The organism is Rhizobium yanglingense, assembly GCF_977109285.1.
This window is the reverse complement of the sequence record NZ_CDSAWY010000005.1, coordinates 159,513-176,341: the sequence shown is the minus strand read 5'-3', so window position 1 is coordinate 176,341 and position 16,829 is coordinate 159,513. Positions and strand designations below refer to the sequence as shown.

Below are 16,829 nucleotides of genomic sequence, written 5' to 3'. Positions count from 1 at the left end.
GAAAATGCAATGTTCCACTGCGTTTGACGGCGCTAATTCTGCCCCAATTCAAGCCGAGTGAGACGCAAATGACGGCGGTGGGGTATCGTCCGGTACAAGCTCGCAGAGCTTGAATGCCGCGTATGCTTCGTCTACCGGAATGATCCGCCAGACGGCAAAGCGGCAGGTAGAGATGGCGAGTGACGGCAGCATGGAAGAGATCGAAGTCGCGGACAGCCGGGGTGCGCGCGGGTTCCTGCGGCGCTATCGGCCCCACCTGGTGGCGCTCGCCACGCTTTTCGTTTTTTGCATCGTCGGATATGCCGTCGTCCAGCTTACGGATGAGGTGCGCTACGAGGACGTCGTCGCAGCGCTCTCCAATACGCGCCCCAGCGCTATCCTACTTGCGCTTCTCTTTACCGGATTGAGCTTCCTGGCGCTCATCGTTTACGATCTCAATGCCATCGACTACATCGGCAAGAGGCTGCCATTTCCGCATGTAGCCCTGACGGCTTTCAGCGCTTATGCGGTTGGCAACACGGCGGGCTTCGGCGCGTTGAGCGGCGGGGCGATCCGCTATCGCGCCTATTCGCGTCTCGGCCTGACGCCGGAAGATATCGGCCGCGTCATTGCGTTCGTCACGCTGTCCTTCGGGCTTGGCCTGGCAGGGGTCGCATCGATCGCACTGATGATCATCGCCGATGAAATCGCACCTCTGGTGGGAACGAGCGCATTGCTGCTCCGGCTTGTCGCGGGCGTGATCATCGCGGCTCTTGGCGCGCTTCTCGTGCTTGGACGCGACGGTCGGGCGATGCACATCGGTCCGATCGCAATCCGCCTGCCGGATTCGCGCACATGGTCGCGCCAGTTCCTGGTGACCGCCTTCGACATCGCGGCTTCAGCCACGGTTCTTTATGTTCTGCTGCCGCAAACGGCGATCGCTTGGCCGGTGTTCCTTGCCGTCTATGCGATCGCTGTCGGGCTCGGGGTGCTGAGCCATGTTCCGGCGGGTCTCGGTGTTTTCGAGACGGTCATCATCGCTTCGCTCGGCAGCGCGGTGAATATCGACGCGGTTCTCGGCTCGCTGGTCCTTTACCGGCTGATCTATCATGTGCTGCCGCTTCTGATCGCCGTGCTCGCGGTGTCGGCAACCGAATTTCGGCGTTTTGTCGATCATCCGGCGGCTTCCAGCATCCGGCGCATCGGCGCACGGCTGACGCCGCAGCTGCTTTCGGCGCTGACGCTGCTGCTCGGCGTCATGCTGATCTTTTCGAGCGTCACGCCAACGCCGGACCAGAACCTGGAATTCCTCGCCAGCTATCTGCCGCTGCCGATCGTTGAGGGAGCGCATTTCCTCTCCAGCCTGATGGGTCTCGCGCTACTCGTTGCCGCGCGCGGTCTTGGCCAGCGGCTCGATGGCGCCTGGCTGGTGGCGGTTATCGCCGCTGTTGCTGCGCTGGCGCTTTCGTTGCTCAAGGCCGTCGCGCTTGTCGAAGCGGTGTTCCTTGCCTTCCTTATTTCCAGCCTCTTTGTCAGCCGCCGGCTCTTCACCCGTCATGCCTCGCTGCTTAACCAGACGCTGACGGCATCATGGATGACGGCGATTGCAGTGATCTGCGTGGGCGCGGTCGTCATCCTGCTCTTCGTCTACCGCGATGTGGAATACAGCAACGAGCTCTGGTGGCAGTTCGAATTCGCCGGCGAGGCGCCACGCGGGCTGCGTGCCGTTCTCGGCCTCACGATCATTTCGTCGGCAATCGCGATCTTCAGCCTGCTGCGCCCCGCCGCCTTCAAGCCGGAGCCTGCGACGGAGGAGGCGCTCCGGCGCGCGGTCGAGATCGTCAGGACGCAGAATGATGCCGATGCCAATCTCGTGCGCATGGGCGACAAGAGCATCATGTTTTCCGAGGAGGGCGATGCCTTCATCATGTATGGCCGGCAGGGGCGATCCTGGATCGCACTCTTTGATCCCATCGGGGCAAAGCAAGCGAGGCCGGAACTCGTGTGGCGCTTCGTCGAGGCGGCGCGGGCTGCCGGTTGCCGGGCCGTGTTCTATCAGATTTCTCCAGCACTTCTCTCCCACTGCGCCGATGCGGGACTGCGCGCGTTCAAGCTCGGCGAACTGGCCGTTGCCGATCTGACGGATTTCGAAATGAAGGGCGGCAAATGGGCAAACCTGCGGCAGACGGCGGCGCGCGCGCAGCGCGACGGGCTGGAATTCGAAGTCATCCCCCCCGAGGAGGTCGCGGGTGTCATCGACGAGCTCTCTGCGGTTTCCAACGCCTGGCTCGAACATCACAACGCCAAGGAGAAAGGCTTCTCGCTCGGCGCCTTCGAGGTGGATTACGTCAGCGTCCAGCCTGTCGGCGTTTTGAAGAAGGACGGTAGGATCGTTGCCTTTGCCAATATCCTCGTCACCGAAACGAAGTCGGAAGGTACGATTGACCTCATGCGCTTTTCGCCGGAGGCGCCCAAGGGATCGATGGACTTCCTCTTCGTGCGGATCATGGAATATCTGCGAGGCGAAGGCTATACGCACTTCAACCTTGGCATGGCGCCGCTTTCCGGCATGTCCAAGCGCGAGACGGCACCTGTCTGGGATCGGATCGGCAGCACCGTCTTCGAACACGGCGAGCGCTTTTACAATTTCAAGGGCCTTCGGGCATTCAAATCAAAGTTTCATCCGCACTGGCAGCCGCGCTATCTTGCGGTTTCAGGAGGGGGCAATCCGATGATCGCGTTGATGGACGCTACACTTCTCATCGGCGGCGGATTGAAGGGAGTCGTCAGGAAATGATCAGAACGTATCTCCTCTTGGCCGTGTGCGCTTTCGCGCTGACGGCCCCGGCCATCGCTGCCGAGGAAACCACGCAACGCTTTGAAACCGGACTTATTCCTTCACCGCACATCTTTTTGCCGAACGGCGATGTCAAAGGCGCGGTGATGCTGATTTCGGATGGCGCTGGCTGGGGCGACAAGGAAAAGGCGGAGGCCGACAGTCTGGTGCAGGAGGGAGCCGTCGTAATCGGTGTCGACTTCCCGACCTATATGGATGCCCTGCGCAAATATGACGTCAGCGAGAATGACGGCTGCATCTATCTGGTTTCCGACATCGAGTCGCTCAGCCAACAGGTGCAGCGGGCTGCCGGCAACAGCGCCTATCATCTGCCGATTATCGCCGGTATCAGCGAGGGCGGCGCATTGGCGCTGGCGATTGCTGCGCAGACGCCGGATGCGACGATCGGCCAAACGCTGGTCGTGGATCCGGTAGCCGGCATTCCGCTGACCCAACAGCTCTGCACGCCGGCATCGAAAAAGACGGTGGGTGACCGGATGGTCTACGGCCTCGCCGAAGGCGGCCTTTCGAACCCCATCACTGCTGCCTTCACGTCCGCTGCAACGAAAGATGGGCGTGCGCATGCCGAGGCGCTGAAGAAGGATCATCCGGAAATTGAGATCCGCGATGTCGGGGATGATGCCGAAACGGCGCTTTCTGACACTCTGGACGACCTGATCGCCGCTTCTGGAAGCGCGGACAATCCGCTCGGATTGCCGCTTGCCGTGCTCGAGGCCAAGCCGTCCATGAACACCATGGCCATCATCTATTCCGGCGACGGCGGCTGGCGCGACATCGACAAAGAAGTCGGTGCGGCGCTGCAGAAAGAGGGCATTCCCGTCATCGGTGTCGATTCACTTCACTATTTTTGGTCAGAGCGCCAGCCGCAGGAGACGGCCGACGATCTGGCGAAGATTATCGAATTCTATCGCAAGCAATGGAAGGTGAAGCACGTTCTTCTGATCGGTTACTCTTTCGGTGCCGATATCGTGCCCGCCACCTACAATAGGCTCAAAGCCGCGGACAAAGCGGCGATCGCCCAGGTGTCGCTGCTCTCGCTCTCCCACGAGGTGGACTATGTGATTTCTGTCATGGGCTGGCTCGGCCAGAAGACGCAGGGTGCTGCCGGCGACCCGGTCGATGATCTGAAAGCCATCGACCCCAAGCTTGTGCAATGCATTTACGGCAAGGACGACGACGACGAGGTTGCCTGCCCTGCATTGAAGAATAGCGCAGCCGACGTCGTCGAGCTGCCGGGCGATCACCATTTCGACGAGAACTACGATCTGCTGACGAAGACGATCGTCGACCGGCTGAAGGCGCAGCTTGCCGATTAACGCATCAGCGTCTCTTCGCTCCAGCCGAGGGCGGCAATCTCAACACTGCGGAACTTCGCGTCGTCATCGACGATAAACTCGTCGAGCTGCGGTGGCTTTACGCAGGTTCCAGCGAGCATCGCATGCACCTGGCCGCGATGATGCGTCTGATGCTGGAAGAGGTGGTTCAGCACGTCGTCCACCCGCTCTTTCTGGAGGCGGCCGGGGCGCTGGAGATCGATCACCGCTGCAAGACCTTCCGGGCTCAGGGCTTCGCAAAACGCCACGAGGCGCTGATCGACCCTGCGCTGCTCGACAGCAAGCGAGGCGACCGTATCGAAGGGCTCTTCGACCTCCCAGGCTTTCGGACCAAGCGTGCCGCCCTCGAGCGCGTCGACATAGAACCAGTCAACGGTGATGATGTGGTTGAGCGTCGACTTGATCGAGGGAAAGAAGCTCACGCGCGTCGCCTCGAACTCCCCCGGACGCAGGGACGCGCAGGCAGCCAGTAGGCGATGGTTCGCAAGCGCGTTGTTATAGGAAAGCTTGCGGAACACCCGGCACGGATCGAAACTCGACATGGCGCATCCTCCTCATTGCGAATGGGCGTAGCTAAGGCGCCGATCTACGTGGCGTCAATGTTTGCGGTCGGCCTAATCGTTGCCAGCTAGATTCCCATCGCGCCAGGCAAGATGGCGCGGCGAGGCTGGCAACGTCTCGATTTCTTCAGCGATGAAATAGGCGGAATATCCAGCGCGGACAGGGCTCCGCGTGTCGCAGGCGCCTATTTGAACTCGAGATAATTGCCGCCATCCTCGATCCGGTGGGTGATCTCGCCGGACTTGAACGAAACTCGGGCGGGATTTCCATCACGTCACAAAAGCCACGCTCGTGCCAGGCGCGTTTATCGCAGACAAAGAAGTCTCGACGCTCCTGAGAAGGCGCTTGAATTTTCACCTCGACGCCGAGTTCCTCGATCATCTCGCGCTTCAGCGTCCGGATGAGGGGTTGCTCGGACATTCCCTGTCTATCCAAGATCGACCACGACAATCTCCGGCGGGACGCCGAAGCGGATTGGCGCAATCGAACAGCCAAGGCCGCCGGAGATAATAATATTTCGTCCCTCCTCGACAACGTGGCCATAAGCGTAACGATTACCGAAACGGGAGGGAACGACCGGCGAGCGGCCAAATAGACGGATCTGCCCGCCGTGTGTATGGCCCGAAAGCGTCAACGATACACGCTGCGGCACCCGTGGAAAAAGATCAGGCTCATGGGCAAGCAGGATGATAGGCGCATCGTCGGAAACCTGAGCCAGCGTGCCGTCCAGATCGTCCAGGCCGAGCATGTGCGTGCGGCCCCACCTCTTGCCGGGCAAAAGCGCCAATTGGTCTTCCAAACCCGCCAGCCAGAAGCCATAACCATCTTTTTCGAGGCGGACGGCACGGTTGCTGTAAACCGGAATTCCGACATCGGCCAAGGCGCGATGTCCGAACGGTTTCATGCCGTCGTTCTCCTGAGCGTCCTTGTCTTCCCACCAGTCGTGATTGCCCAAGATCGCGTGAACGCCGAGCGGAGCGCGCAAGGTGGCGAGTGCCTCCGACCACTCGCTCGAATGCATGTAACGGGTCACCATGTTCATGCCGGAGGTATAATCGCCGAGCATGACCGTCACGTCTCCACGGAGTTCGTTCGCCGTGGCGCAGATTGCGGCAATACGGCTGGCGGACATCCACGGTTCGCAGGCATGCAAATCGGCAAGGGCGACGACCCTGAGTTTCAAGCCCGGCGTCCACCCTGGCGGCGTTAGTGCATAACGGGTGATGTTCAGCCGCGCGAGAGGCTCATAGGCGAAGGCATAACCACCAAGCGCCACGACGCCCGCGAGACCGCCGCCGAGAATCTTCAGAAATCCGCGTCGCGTAATCACTCAATCGTCTTCCTGAAACAGCCGGAACTGCGCGGCTTCCAGGTCCTTCGGTGGCTGCAGGCCGAGATGCTTCCAGGCGGTTGCCGTCAGCACGCGGCCACGCGGCGTGCGCTGGATGAAGCCCTGCTGGATCATGTAGGGCTCGATGATGTCCTCGATCGCGTCGCGCGGTTCGGAAAGGCCGGCAGCGATCGTCTCGATGCCGACGGGGCCGCCGCCGAAATTGACGGCGATCATGTTGAGATAACGCTTGTCCAGCTGGTCGAGGCCGACACTGTCGACAAGCAGGCGGGTGAGCGCTTCGTCGGCTATCTCGCGGGTAACGGCTTCGGCCTTGGCGACTTCGGCGAAATCGCGCACGCGGCGAAGCAGGCGGCCGGCGATGCGCGGCGTGCCGCGGGCGCGCCGCGCAATTTCGCGGGCGCCGTCGTCGACGATCGGCAGGTTCATGAGACGGGCGCCGCGGCGCACGATCAGTTCCAGTTCTTCCACCGTATAGAAACTCAGCCGCACCGGAATGCCGAAGCGGTCGCGCAGCGGCGTGGTCAAGAGGCCTAGGCGCGTGGTCGCGGCGACGAGGGTGAATTTCGAAAGATCGATCTTTACCGAGCGGGCGGCCGGGCCTTCGCCGATGATGAGGTCCAGCTGGAAGTCTTCCATCGCCGGATAGAGGATCTCCTCGACGGCCGGATTCAGGCGGTGGATTTCATCGATGAAGAGGACGTCGCGCTCTTCGAGATTCGTCAGCAGCGCGGCAAGGTCGCCTGCCTTGGCGATGACCGGACCCGAAGTGGAGCGGAAGTTGACGCCGAGCTCCTTGGCCATGATCTGGGCGAGCGTCGTCTTGCCGAGGCCTGGCGGCCCCACGAAGAGGACATGGTCCAGCGCCTCGCCGCGGTTCTTGGCGGCCTCGATGAAGACCTTCAGGTTCGCACGCGCCTCCGCCTGGCCGGTGAACTCGTCCAGCGACTGCGGGCGGAGCGTCACATCCAGGTCTTCGCCCCGCTTTTCCGGCGATATCAGGCGCGCGGGTTCACTCATCTTGGCAATCTTCCAGTTTGATAGGGATTCAACCCATACATGACGCAGTCCGCTTTTGCATCAAATCGCGGCGGATTTAACGCGCGAGCTCCTTGAGACCCAACCTGATCAGCTTGGCACTGTCAGCACCTTCGCCTGCCGTCTTCATGGCCGCAGCGACGGCGTTGGCGGCCTGATCACGTGAATAGCCGAGGTTCGTCAGCGCCGAGACGGCATCGGAGACCGGGGCCGAGGCAACACCTTCACCGAGTTCATGCTTGAGGCCGATATTGATCGCCTCGCCGGCAAAGGCGGGTGCCTTGTTCTTCAATTCGGTGACGATACGGACTGCAACCTTCGGGCCGACCCCCTGTGCGCGGGAGACGGCCGTTTTGTCCTGCAGCGCGATCGCATTGGCCAGTTCGCCTGGCGTCAGGATGGAGAGGACGGCGAGCGCGACCTTCGCGCCGACACCCTGGACGCTTTGCAGCAGGTTGAACCACTCGCGCTCCAGCGCGGTCATGAAGCCGAAAAGCTTCAGCTGGTCTTCGCGCACATAGGTCTCGATGAAGAGCACGCATGCCTCTCCCGGCGAGCCGAGTCTCGATAGCGTACGGCCGGAGCAATAGGCGGCGTAGCAGACGCCGTGCACGTCGACGAGCACATGGTCGTCGCCGATTTCGTCGATGGTGCCTTTGAGCTTGCCGATCATGAAGAGGTCCGTCAGGGATGGGTTTCGGGGGTGATGAGATCGAGCGATGGGAAATAGGAACGGTAGCGGACGGCGTCACGCGTGAGCAGCCGATGCCGGCGCCAATCGGCATGAGCCCCGACCAGAAAATCGGGAAGTATCCTTTCGCGCTGACCGCCGGCTCGCCGATATAGGCGGTGTGCTTTGCCGGCACGAAAAGCCGCCTCGAAAGGTATGGCTTCACGCTTCACATCGAGCCAGGACAAAGCAGACGTCAACTGCTCCTCGGACAGAGACGAGGCGGCGAGTTCCGACCAGATAACGACGTTCGTTACCAGATCACCGTCAATCACGCATTGCTTCAGGGACCTCAGCGACCATTGCCGTTCGGCGGTATCAGGCCCCAGGATGTCGATAAAAATATTGGTGTCAACGAGGGTCGAGATCGTCACGTAGGCCCCTCAACCATTCGATATACTCATCCGTCGTCATTCCGCCGAGATCAGCCGTTCCTTGGACGCGGCGCGCCCAATCATCGAAATTGCGAATCGGATCAGCTCCGCCCTTCTCGATCTTGACGAGTACGGCACCCCCTCCGGAGGCGATGAAATCCACTTCCGATCCCAGGGCCGATCCCTAGTCGGTCGCGAATCTCCTTCGGGATCGTCACTTGGCCCTTCTCGGTGACCCGCATGGTAATACCTCCTTTGTATTACCTTAGCTGCAGAAAGAGAACAAGTCAAGAACGCATGTCAGCCGGCCAGTGCTGCCTGGCGCATCCGGCTGCTGCCGCGGTTATGGGCGTGGCAGATGGCGATGGCGAGCGCGTCAGCGGCGTCGTTGCCCTTAAATTCGACTTTCGGCATCAGGATTTTCAGCATCAAGTGGATCTGCTGCTTCTCGCCGTGGCCGACGCCGATGACGGCTTTCTTGACGGCGTTGGGTGCATACTCCGATACCTGGAGCCCGGCGCGTGCCGGCACGAGCATCGCGATGCCGCGGGCCTGACCGAGCTTCAGCGTCGCAACCGCATCCTTGTTGACGAAGGTCTGCTCGACCGCTGCCTCATCCGGCTTGTAGCCATGTACGATTTCGGCAAGCCCGTCATGAAGCTGGCAGAGGCGAGAGGCGAGGTCCATCTCGCCGTCCGAGGTCACCGTTCCGGAGGCCACGAAGCGCAGCGAATTGCCTAGTGTGTCGATAATTCCCCAGCCGGTGCGGCGAAGGCCCGGGTCGATGCCGATGATGCGAATCGTATTTTGCATGGCTCACCTTATTGCGGTTGCAAAATAACTGCCACCGATATGTGAACAAAACAAAAACATTACGTCGCTTTATAAGGCGCCGTTTACCACGAATTAAATCCAATGCCTGAAAGCTACCCTTCAAATGTGAGAGGAGCTGCCTTTTTGCAAAAGGTTAAGGCTCCCCGTGTTCTGTTTTCGGTCAAGGTGGCATCGTTTGCGCTGCCGGCAAGCCGCTCCGGAAGGGTTCGTAGTTATGGCTCAGAGATTTCAGTCCCTGTCCTTTAAGGTTATCGCGACATTTATCCTGCTCACGGCACTGGCTGTGAGCACGATCAGTGTTCTTGGCTACTTCACCAGCAGCCGCATTTCAGATGCGCAGGCGCTGAAGGCCAAGGAAAGCGTTCTCATCTTCCGCGGCGACATGCTGCAGGATCAACTGGGACAGCTCGAGAACCAGGCGAGTTCCATTGCGCGCATCGAGGCGCTGCAGATGTCGATCACCAGCCTGAAGAGCGGCTGGAAGACGATCGAAAAATCGTCGGGCGACGCGCGCGGCGAACTCAAGAAGGTGTTCATCACCAACAATCCGAACCCGGCCGATCAGCGCGAAAAGCTGATGAAGCCGGAAGGACCGAGCGGCTTCTACTACTCCAACCACGAAAAGACGCAGGGCGAAGTTGCACGCGACCTGGAGAACACCGCCTTCAGCGACCTGCTGATCGCCGATCTCGATGGCTCGGTTCTCTATTCCTACAAGAAGGACGACAATTTTGCCGAAAACCTGAAGGCTGATGCATGGAAGGCGACAGGTGCGGGTATTGCGTTTGCAAAGGCGATCGAGAACACGGCCAAGGCGACGGACGATTCCGCGCCGACCGCATTTTCGGGCCTGCGCGTTGATGCCTCCAACGGCAAGTCGGCGATCTTCTACGCAGTGCCGATCATCAAGCTCGGACAGCCGAAGGGCATCATCCTCTTCAAGGTTCGCGACGATATCATCACCAGCATCCTGGCAAAGGGGATCGTTTCCGGCAGCACGGCTCAGGCGGCCATCATTTCCAGTGACGGTTCTGCCGTGGGGCTCAATGCCGAAGGCCGGCTTGCGACCCTCGACACGGCGCCGTTCACCTTCATGAAGGATGCGCTTGCAAGCAGCAACGGCATGACGGTCGACGACTTTGCGCGTCCCGACGGCACCGCCCGGGCCTATGTCCGCTCTATCACCTATCAGGGCGAGCGGTTCCTCGTCGTCGAAAGCGTGCTCGTCAGCGAGCTCAATGCTGGTTCGATCGAGATCGCGACGCTGCTGACCATGATCGGCCTTGCAGCGCTTGTCGTCATGGCGATCGCCACCGGCCTCATCACCAAGCTGCTCTTCTCGCCGCTTGCCCGACTCGCTGGAAATACCCGCGATGTGGCCGACGGCAAGCTGGATGTCGAGATCGGCAGCCAGACCCGCCAGGACGAAATCGGCACGATGGCCAAGGCGCTCGCCCGCTTCAGGCAATCACTGATCGAAAGCCGCGAACTGGAAGCGGCAAGCGCCGAAACCCGCGCCCGCGCCGAGCGCGACCGTCAGGAAAACCTTGCTCTGCGCGAAGCGGAAGCGAGAACCTTGCAGGATGTCGTCCAGGCACTGGACGAGGGTCTGGACCATCTGGCGAACGGCGATCTTGCCTATCAGATCGAAACGCGCTTCCCCAACGAACTTGAAAGCCTGCGCGTCAACTTCAACGAGGCGCTCGCCACGCTCAGCGAAACGATGACGGCGATCGGCGGCAACTCGATGGCTGTACGGTCGGGCTCGGAAGAGATGCGGACCGGAGCCGACGATCTTGCCGGACGCACCGAGCGCCAGGCTGCTTCGATCACCGAAACGGCCAATGCGATCGACGCGATCACCCAGTCTGTTCGCGTCCAGATCCAACGCGCCGAACAGGCCGAGCGCATTGCCCGCGACGCAAAGAAGGAGACCACCGGCTCCAGCCAGATCATGCGCGAGACAATCGCAGCGATGGAAGCAATCCAATCCTCCTCGCGGCAGATCAATACGATCATCTCCGTCATCGACGACATCGCCTTCCAGACCAACCTGCTGGCGCTTAATGCCGGCGTCGAAGCCGCCCGCGCCGGGGAATCCGGCAAGGGGTTTGCGGTCGTGGCAATGGAAGTGCGCGAGCTGGCGCAGCGCTCATCGAGCGCAGCCAAGGAAATCGCGAGCCTGCTGCAGAAGTCGACCCGTGAAGTCGAGACCGGGGTAGCGCTTGTCGAGCGGGCAGGGGTGGCTCTGACCGGCATAGGCAGCCATGTGGAAGCGATCAACGGCCAAATCAACGAGATCATGGAATCGACCCGCGAAGAGGCGGATACGCTCCGCCAGATCAACACCTCCGTTTCCGAGCTCGATTCGATGACGCAGCAGAATGCCGCAATGGTCGAGGAAACGACAGCCGCGATCCACCGCCTTGCGGCCGAGGCTGTGGAGATGGACCGTCAGCTCGGCAATTTCGCGCTGCCTCACGACCATTACCATCACAGCGCCGAGGTTCATGTTCTCCGGCAACGCCGATAAACGGAGCAAACGAAGCGAAGAGATCGGGGGTCGGGCAACCGGCCCTTTTCTTCGTCCGCGGGATTTGGAATGAGCGATTCCAGACCCTACATAGACCTGTCCTTCCAATCACCGGCAGGTTTTTCCTATGGTTCCCTTTTCCATTCTCGATCTTTCGCCCGTTGCCGAAGGCACGACGATCCAGCAATCCTTCGAAGGCTCGGCGCGCATGGCGCAGAAGGCGGAAGAGTGCGGCTACAAGCGTTTCTGGCTGGCGGAGCATCACGGCATGCCGGGGGTTGCAAGTGCCGCGACTGCAGTGGTCATCGGCCATGTCGGTGCCGCAACGAAACGGATCCGCATCGGCTCGGGGGGAATCATGCTGCCCAATCACTCGCCGCTGGTGATCGCCGAGCAGTTCGGCACATTGGCGGCGCTTTTCCCGGGCCGGGTCGACCTCGGGCTCGGCCGCGCGCCGGGTACGGATATGCGCACGGCACAGGCGCTGCGGCGCAATCTGGAGACAGGCGCCCACAACTTCCCGAACGATATCGTCGAGCTGCAGCAGCTATTAGGAGCGCCGGTCGAGAACCAGGCGATCCTTGCCGTTCCGGGCCACAATTCGCATGTGCCGATCTGGCTTCTCGGCTCCAGTCTTTATAGCGCCCAGCTTGCGGCGATGCTCGGCCTGCCCTATGCCTTCGCCTCGCATTTCGCGCCGGATTCGCTGCTCGATGCGATCGATATCTACCGCAGCAAGTTCCAACCCTCGGCCTCGCTCGACCAGCCCTACGTCATGGCCGGCGTCATGGGTTCCGTCGCGCCGACCGACGAGGAGGCGCAATATCATTTCACGTCTGCCCAGCAGCAGTTCGTCAATCTGCGCCGTAACGTCCGTGGCCCGTTCCCGCGGCCAGTCGAGGACATGGAGGGCTTCTGGTCACCGATGGAGAAACTGAATGTCGAGCACACGCTGCGCTATGCGGTCGTGGGCTCGCCGAAGACGTCAGAGGCGAAGCTCACCGAATTCCTGAAGGAGACCGGCGCGGACGAACTCATCATCTCGATGCCGATCCACGACATCGAGGCGCGGCTGAAGTCGGTCGAGCTGTTTGCGGGACTGGGGAATTTCATGCGTGTGGCGGCTTAAGGTCCTGGAGCTGCGAAGCGCTCCCCGGCTTCTTCCCTCATTGCTGTGAACTGAGTTTTCCGCGACCAAGGGTTTGGGCGCGCTGGGCTCCTGTGACAAGCACAGGAGTGAGGGAGCCCAAGAGGTAGCGGGTGGTTGCATATAGCCTGCGTCGCTCTACGCCCAACATCACTGCTGAAAACAAAAAGACCCGGTAGCGTTTCCGCAGCCGGGTCCTTTGTTCGTTCGTTCGAATGCTCAGGCCGAAAGCTTGGCGAGCACTTCCTCGGAAACCTCGAAGTTCGAATAGACGTTCTGCACGTCGTCATCGTCTTCCAGGCTGTCGATAAGCTTCATCAGCGACTGGGCCCTTTCTTCGTCCACTGGCACGTTGTTCTGGGAGCGCCAGACGGCCTTGACGGTTTCAGCTTCGCCAAGCGCGCCTTCCAGGGCCTTGGCGACCTCGCCGAGGGATTCGAAGGCGCAGGTGATGGTGTGGCCTTCCTCGTCGGTCTCGACGTCATCGGCGCCGGCTTCGATCGCGGCTTCCATGACCGTGTCGGCATCGCCGGCCGATGGCTTGTAGGTGATCTCACCGACGTGGTCGAAGGAGAAGGAAACCGAGCCGGTTTCGCCGAGCGCGCCGCCGGCCTTCGTGAAGATCGAGCGGACGTTGGATGCGGTGCGGTTGCGGTTGTCGGTCAGCGCTTCGACGATGATCGCCGTGCCTCCCGGACCGTAACCCTCGTAGCGGACTTCGTCGTAATTCTCGCTATCGGCGCCTGCGCGCCTTCTTGATGGCGCGGTCGATGTTGTCCCTCGGCATGGACTGTGCCTTGGCGTTCTGGATTGCCAGGCGCAGGCGGGCGTTCATCGTCGGGTCGGGCAGGCCGGCCTTGGCGGCAACGGTGATTTCGCGCGCAAGCTTGGAGAACATTTTCGACCGCACGGCATCCTGACGGCCTTTGCGATGCATGATGTTTTTAAACTGTGAATGGCCAGCCATGGCACCCCTGTTCACGTCTTATTGTTCGGAATGGACGGCCTTATAAAAGCGAAGCGGGCTGCATTCAAGGGGAAAGCAGCTTGTCTCTGTGTCCCGAGGAAGGCGAAAAGCTACGGAACAAAGCGGCAGACGTGACGTTTGAAGGCTTGAAAAGCCCGAACGGAAGGGGAAGGCCATGGCAAGCTTTAGTGAAGCGCGCGATCATCCGGCACGGCAGCTTTGGGATCAGGTGAACGATGTTTCCGCAGGGATGCTCGGCATCGACGGTGCCGACATGCACATGCAGCCGATGGCTCCGCATGCCGATCCGAAGACCAATACCATCTGGTTCTATACCAAATCGGATGCCGACATCGCCCGCGTCGTCAAACCGGGAACGCGGGCGCATTTCTGCGTCGTCGGCAAGGATCATGACTACCACGCGTGCCTGGCAGGGAAGATCGAGGTCCGGCCGGATCCTTCGAGGATCGACCAATATTGGAATTCGGTGGTTGCTGCCTGGTACGAGGAGGGCAAGAAAGATCCGAACCTGACGATGCTTGTCATGCATGTCGACGACGCCGAAATCTGGGTTTCGACCGGCAGCAAGCTGAAGTTCGGCTGGGAGATCGCGAAGGCCAATCTCAGCGATGACAAGATGCCCGAAGTGGGCATCAAGCGGCACCTGCAATTTGCCTGACACGGGCAAAACCCGGAGGTCTCAGGCTTTCGGGTCTTCTCTATTGAGCGCCTTTCATCAGATAAATGAGCGGCTTCTTGGGCAGGGAGCGCATGGAAACGGTGATCGTGTCGTCGGGCGCGTAGCTGATGTCGAAATCCTTGCCGAACATCGACACGAAGCGCGCGACCGGCGGACCGCGGCGGTGCATCGGCAGTATCAGCGACGAGCGCAGCCGCTTGATGATGCGGCTCATGCTGTCAGCGCCCATGGTCAGGCCGCCATCGACCGGCACCATGACGATGTCCAGGCGGCCGATCTCGGTGTAGTGGGCATCGGTCAGCTCATAGTGCAGATGGCCGAGATGGCCGATGCAGAGCCCGGCGCTCTCGAAGATGAAGATCGAATTTCCATCCTGCTGCGCAGCGCCGTAGCCGCCGCGGATATCCGTCGTGACGTTGCGGATATAGGTGTCGCCGACCATCAGGTCGATGTCGGCCTTTTCTCCGGGCACATCGCTCCAGCCGTGCAGCACGTGCTTGATCGCCGGATCCGGGGTCAGCGTGTAGTGCGTGGAGTGCGCCCGGTTCATCGTCACTACGTCGGGTGTCACGACCGGCCGGTACCAGCCGTTGAAATCCGTTGCGATGACGATGCCGCCCGGCGTTTCGATTTCGAAGGTGGAATGTCCTAGAAAGGTCAGCTTGACATCCTCGCCTTCCGAAACCGCGGGCACGATGGGCACCTCACCGGAAAAGCTTGCGAATTTGGCCTTGGGGATTGCCTGTGCGATCGCCTGGCATTGGCTAACGGGCTTCCGTTCCTCTTGTGCAGCGGCTGCACGGGGCAGGGCAAGAGGCACAAGGCATGCGATAGCGAGGATAAGCAATTGCGGCTTCATGCCACCCTCCGGCGCTTTCACGGTGCGGCGAGGATGCGACAAGGGGACGCATCGGTCCAGCCGAAATCAGGCAGGGCCGCTCACAATTGCGTGTTGCCGGCGGGTGTTCTCAGCGCCAGAAATCCGGGATGGTTTCGGAAAGCCGCGGGCCAATCCGCAGCGGCGCAATCTTTTCAGCAAGCCCCGTGGAGTTGGAAATCTCCACGCCGACACCGCAGATCGTGGCACGTCCAGTGGCGGCTTCCATACGTCCTTTCGGCATCTTGGATATGAAGCGGTTTAGCGGCTCTTCCTTGTCCATGCCAAGCGAGGAGTTATAGTCGCCACACATGCCGGCATCCGACATATAGGCCGTGCCTCCGTTGAGGATCTGGTGGTCGGCCGTCGGCACATGGGTATGCGTGCCGACGACGAAGCTGGCGCGTCCATCGACGAAATGGCCAAAGCACTGCTTCTCGCTGGTGGCCTCCGCATGGAAGTCGAAGATGATCGCATCGGCTTGTTCCTTCAGCGGGCAGGCATCGAGGATCGTTTCGGCGGATTTGAAGGGATCGTCGAGCTCGGGATGCATGAAGACGCGGCCCATGATGTTTGCCACGAGCACGCGTGCTCCGCTTCGCGCATAAAAGAGCCCTGAGCCGCGGCCGGGCGTTCCCTGCGGATAGTTCGCCGGGCGCAGGAACTGGTCGTGGCGGCCTGCGAAGGCGACCGCTTCCTTCTGGTCCCAGACGTGGTTTCCGGTTGTAACGACGTCGGCGCCTGCGTTGATCGTCTCGAGGAAGATGTCCTCCGTGATGCCGAAACCGCCGGCAGCATTTTCGCCGTTGACGATCACGAAGTCGAGTTTCAGGTCTGAAACCAAGCCGGGCAGGCGATCCCATACAGCCGTGCGCCCCGTCTTGCCGACCATGTCACCCAGAAAAAGCAGACGCATTCCTTATCCGATCCAAGAAGCAAAAAAGCGAAGGCCGCTTTCTGTCAGGATGGCATCCAGGCTTATGTCATGCGGCTCGTCCGGCACATGTGCCACTTCCTGGCAGTCGAATGCAATGCCGATCAGCTTCGGATGCATGCCTTTTTGCCGCAAACGGCCGATCGCGCGGTCGTAGTGGCCGGCGCCATAGCCGATGCGATGGCCGCGATCGTCGAAGACCGACAGCGGCACGAGCATGATTTCCGGATCGAGAACGGTGGCCTCCTGTCCCGGTCCGGCAGTGCCGAAGCCCGTTGCAACCAGCGGCGCGCTGCGCAGGAGTTCACGGAAGACGATCGTCTGCCTGTCGAGGATGGCGGGAACGCAGAGGCGGGCGCCGCGTGCCTCAAAGCGCGCCATCAACGGCCGGATATCGGCCTCCGAGCGGATGGGCATGAAGCCCGAAATGATCGTGCCGGGATCGAAGGCCACGGCTTCGCCGGCGTGCTCCGCCATTGCCAGGCTCTTTTCGATCCGCGTCTCTGGCGGGATTGCGTCGCGCAGCGCAAGCCGTTCGGCGCGCATCTGGGCTTTCAGTTCTTTGGATATCGTCTGCTGCATAATGCGAACCATAAACGGCTGGTGGGCCATT

At 60.9% G+C, this 16,829-nt stretch carries 14 protein-coding genes and 3 pseudogenes; 5 read left to right on the top strand and 12 right to left on the bottom strand.

All coding sequences use genetic code 11. From position 1 onward, the window contains the following. Positions 1 to 172: 172 nt before the first annotated feature. Entirely contained in the window at positions 173 to 2,776 is a 2,604-nt protein-coding gene (mprF, locus tag ACW4PC_RS10555) for a bifunctional lysylphosphatidylglycerol flippase/synthetase MprF (RefSeq protein ID WP_455874986.1), read from the top strand. After that, positions 2,773 to 4,152 (top strand): virulence factor family protein, encoded by a 1,380-nt coding sequence (locus ACW4PC_RS10550; RefSeq protein WP_455873776.1) that lies wholly within the window; start codon positions 2,773 to 2,775, stop codon positions 4,150 to 4,152. The genes mprF and ACW4PC_RS10550 overlap by 4 nt, the downstream gene beginning before the upstream one ends. Here ACW4PC_RS10550 and ACW4PC_RS10545 read toward each other — a convergent pair. The 8 genes and pseudogenes from ACW4PC_RS10545 to ruvC all read right to left on the bottom strand — a co-directional run bounded on the left by ACW4PC_RS10545 (position 4,149) and on the right by ruvC (position 9,037). Then, positions 4,149 to 4,712, bottom strand: a complete 564-nt coding sequence (locus ACW4PC_RS10545) for a DinB family protein (protein WP_455873775.1) — start codon at positions 4,710 to 4,712, stop codon at positions 4,149 to 4,151. The genes ACW4PC_RS10550 and ACW4PC_RS10545 overlap by 4 nt on opposite strands. 72 nt (positions 4,713 to 4,784) lie before the next feature. Further along, a pseudogene (locus ACW4PC_RS10540) lies at positions 4,785 to 5,127 on the bottom strand (NUDIX hydrolase); the annotation flags it as partial. 31 nt (positions 5,128 to 5,158) lie between these two features. Next, positions 5,159 to 6,061 carry a metallophosphoesterase gene (locus ACW4PC_RS10535; protein ID WP_455873774.1) on the bottom strand — a complete coding sequence of 301 codons (903 nt, stop codon included), beginning with the start codon at positions 6,059 to 6,061 and terminating at the stop codon, positions 5,159 to 5,161. Next, positions 6,062 to 7,102, bottom strand: coding sequence for a Holliday junction branch migration DNA helicase RuvB (ruvB, locus tag ACW4PC_RS10530; protein WP_022715772.1), 1,041 nt, complete (start codon positions 7,100 to 7,102; stop codon positions 6,062 to 6,064). Between the two features lie 76 nt (positions 7,103 to 7,178). Then, positions 7,179 to 7,793 carry a Holliday junction branch migration protein RuvA gene (gene ruvA, locus ACW4PC_RS10525; protein ID WP_455873773.1) on the bottom strand — a complete coding sequence of 205 codons (615 nt, stop codon included), beginning with the start codon at positions 7,791 to 7,793 and terminating at the stop codon, positions 7,179 to 7,181. A gap of 11 nt (positions 7,794 to 7,804) precedes the next feature. Then, complete coding sequence (locus ACW4PC_RS10520; RefSeq protein WP_455873772.1) at positions 7,805 to 8,224, bottom strand: type II toxin-antitoxin system VapC family toxin; 420 nt, start codon at positions 8,222 to 8,224, stop codon at positions 7,805 to 7,807. Beyond that, positions 8,202 to 8,466, bottom strand: a pseudogene (locus tag ACW4PC_RS10515) (AbrB/MazE/SpoVT family DNA-binding domain-containing protein). The gene ACW4PC_RS10520 and the pseudogene ACW4PC_RS10515 overlap by 23 nt, the downstream one beginning before the upstream one ends. Positions 8,467 to 8,524: 58 nt before the next feature. Then, a complete protein-coding gene (gene ruvC, locus ACW4PC_RS10510; RefSeq protein ID WP_074069602.1) occupies positions 8,525 to 9,037 on the bottom strand; it encodes a crossover junction endodeoxyribonuclease RuvC in 513 nt (170 codons plus the stop codon). A gap of 235 nt (positions 9,038 to 9,272) precedes the next feature. On the opposite strand from ruvC, the gene ACW4PC_RS10505 reads away from it, so the two are divergent. Together ACW4PC_RS10505 and ACW4PC_RS10500 are read left to right on the top strand one after the other, a co-directional pair. Next, entirely contained in the window at positions 9,273 to 11,591 is a 2,319-nt protein-coding gene (locus tag ACW4PC_RS10505; protein WP_455873771.1) for a methyl-accepting chemotaxis protein, read from the top strand. A 127-nt stretch (positions 11,592 to 11,718) separates the two neighbouring features. Then, positions 11,719 to 12,720 carry an LLM class flavin-dependent oxidoreductase gene (locus ACW4PC_RS10500; RefSeq protein ID WP_194730232.1) on the top strand — a complete coding sequence of 334 codons (1,002 nt, stop codon included), beginning with the start codon at positions 11,719 to 11,721 and terminating at the stop codon, positions 12,718 to 12,720. A 237-nt stretch (positions 12,721 to 12,957) separates the two neighbouring features. Here the strand turns inward: ACW4PC_RS10500 and ACW4PC_RS10495 are convergent. Beyond that, positions 12,958 to 13,705, bottom strand: a pseudogene (locus ACW4PC_RS10495) (YebC/PmpR family DNA-binding transcriptional regulator). A gap of 175 nt (positions 13,706 to 13,880) precedes the next feature. Here ACW4PC_RS10495 and ACW4PC_RS10490 point away from each other — a divergent pair. Beyond that, complete coding sequence (locus ACW4PC_RS10490) at positions 13,881 to 14,384, top strand: pyridoxamine 5'-phosphate oxidase family protein (protein ID WP_455873770.1); 504 nt, start codon at positions 13,881 to 13,883, stop codon at positions 14,382 to 14,384. A gap of 40 nt (positions 14,385 to 14,424) precedes the next feature. Here ACW4PC_RS10490 and ACW4PC_RS10485 read toward each other — a convergent pair whose 3' ends face one another. From ACW4PC_RS10485 to ACW4PC_RS10475, 3 genes are all read right to left on the bottom strand, one after another. Continuing rightward, positions 14,425 to 15,264, bottom strand: coding sequence for an MBL fold metallo-hydrolase (locus ACW4PC_RS10485; protein ID WP_455873769.1), 840 nt, complete (start codon positions 15,262 to 15,264; stop codon positions 14,425 to 14,427). A 109-nt stretch (positions 15,265 to 15,373) separates the two neighbouring features. Further along, a complete protein-coding gene (locus ACW4PC_RS10480; protein WP_455873768.1) occupies positions 15,374 to 16,198 on the bottom strand; it encodes a TIGR00282 family metallophosphoesterase in 825 nt (274 codons plus the stop codon). Between the two features lie 3 nt (positions 16,199 to 16,201). Then, positions 16,202 to 16,798: a 5-formyltetrahydrofolate cyclo-ligase gene (locus ACW4PC_RS10475; RefSeq protein ID WP_455873767.1), complete on the bottom strand. Its 597-nt coding sequence runs from the start codon at positions 16,796 to 16,798 to the stop codon at positions 16,202 to 16,204. Positions 16,799 to 16,829: the final 31 nt, after the last annotated feature.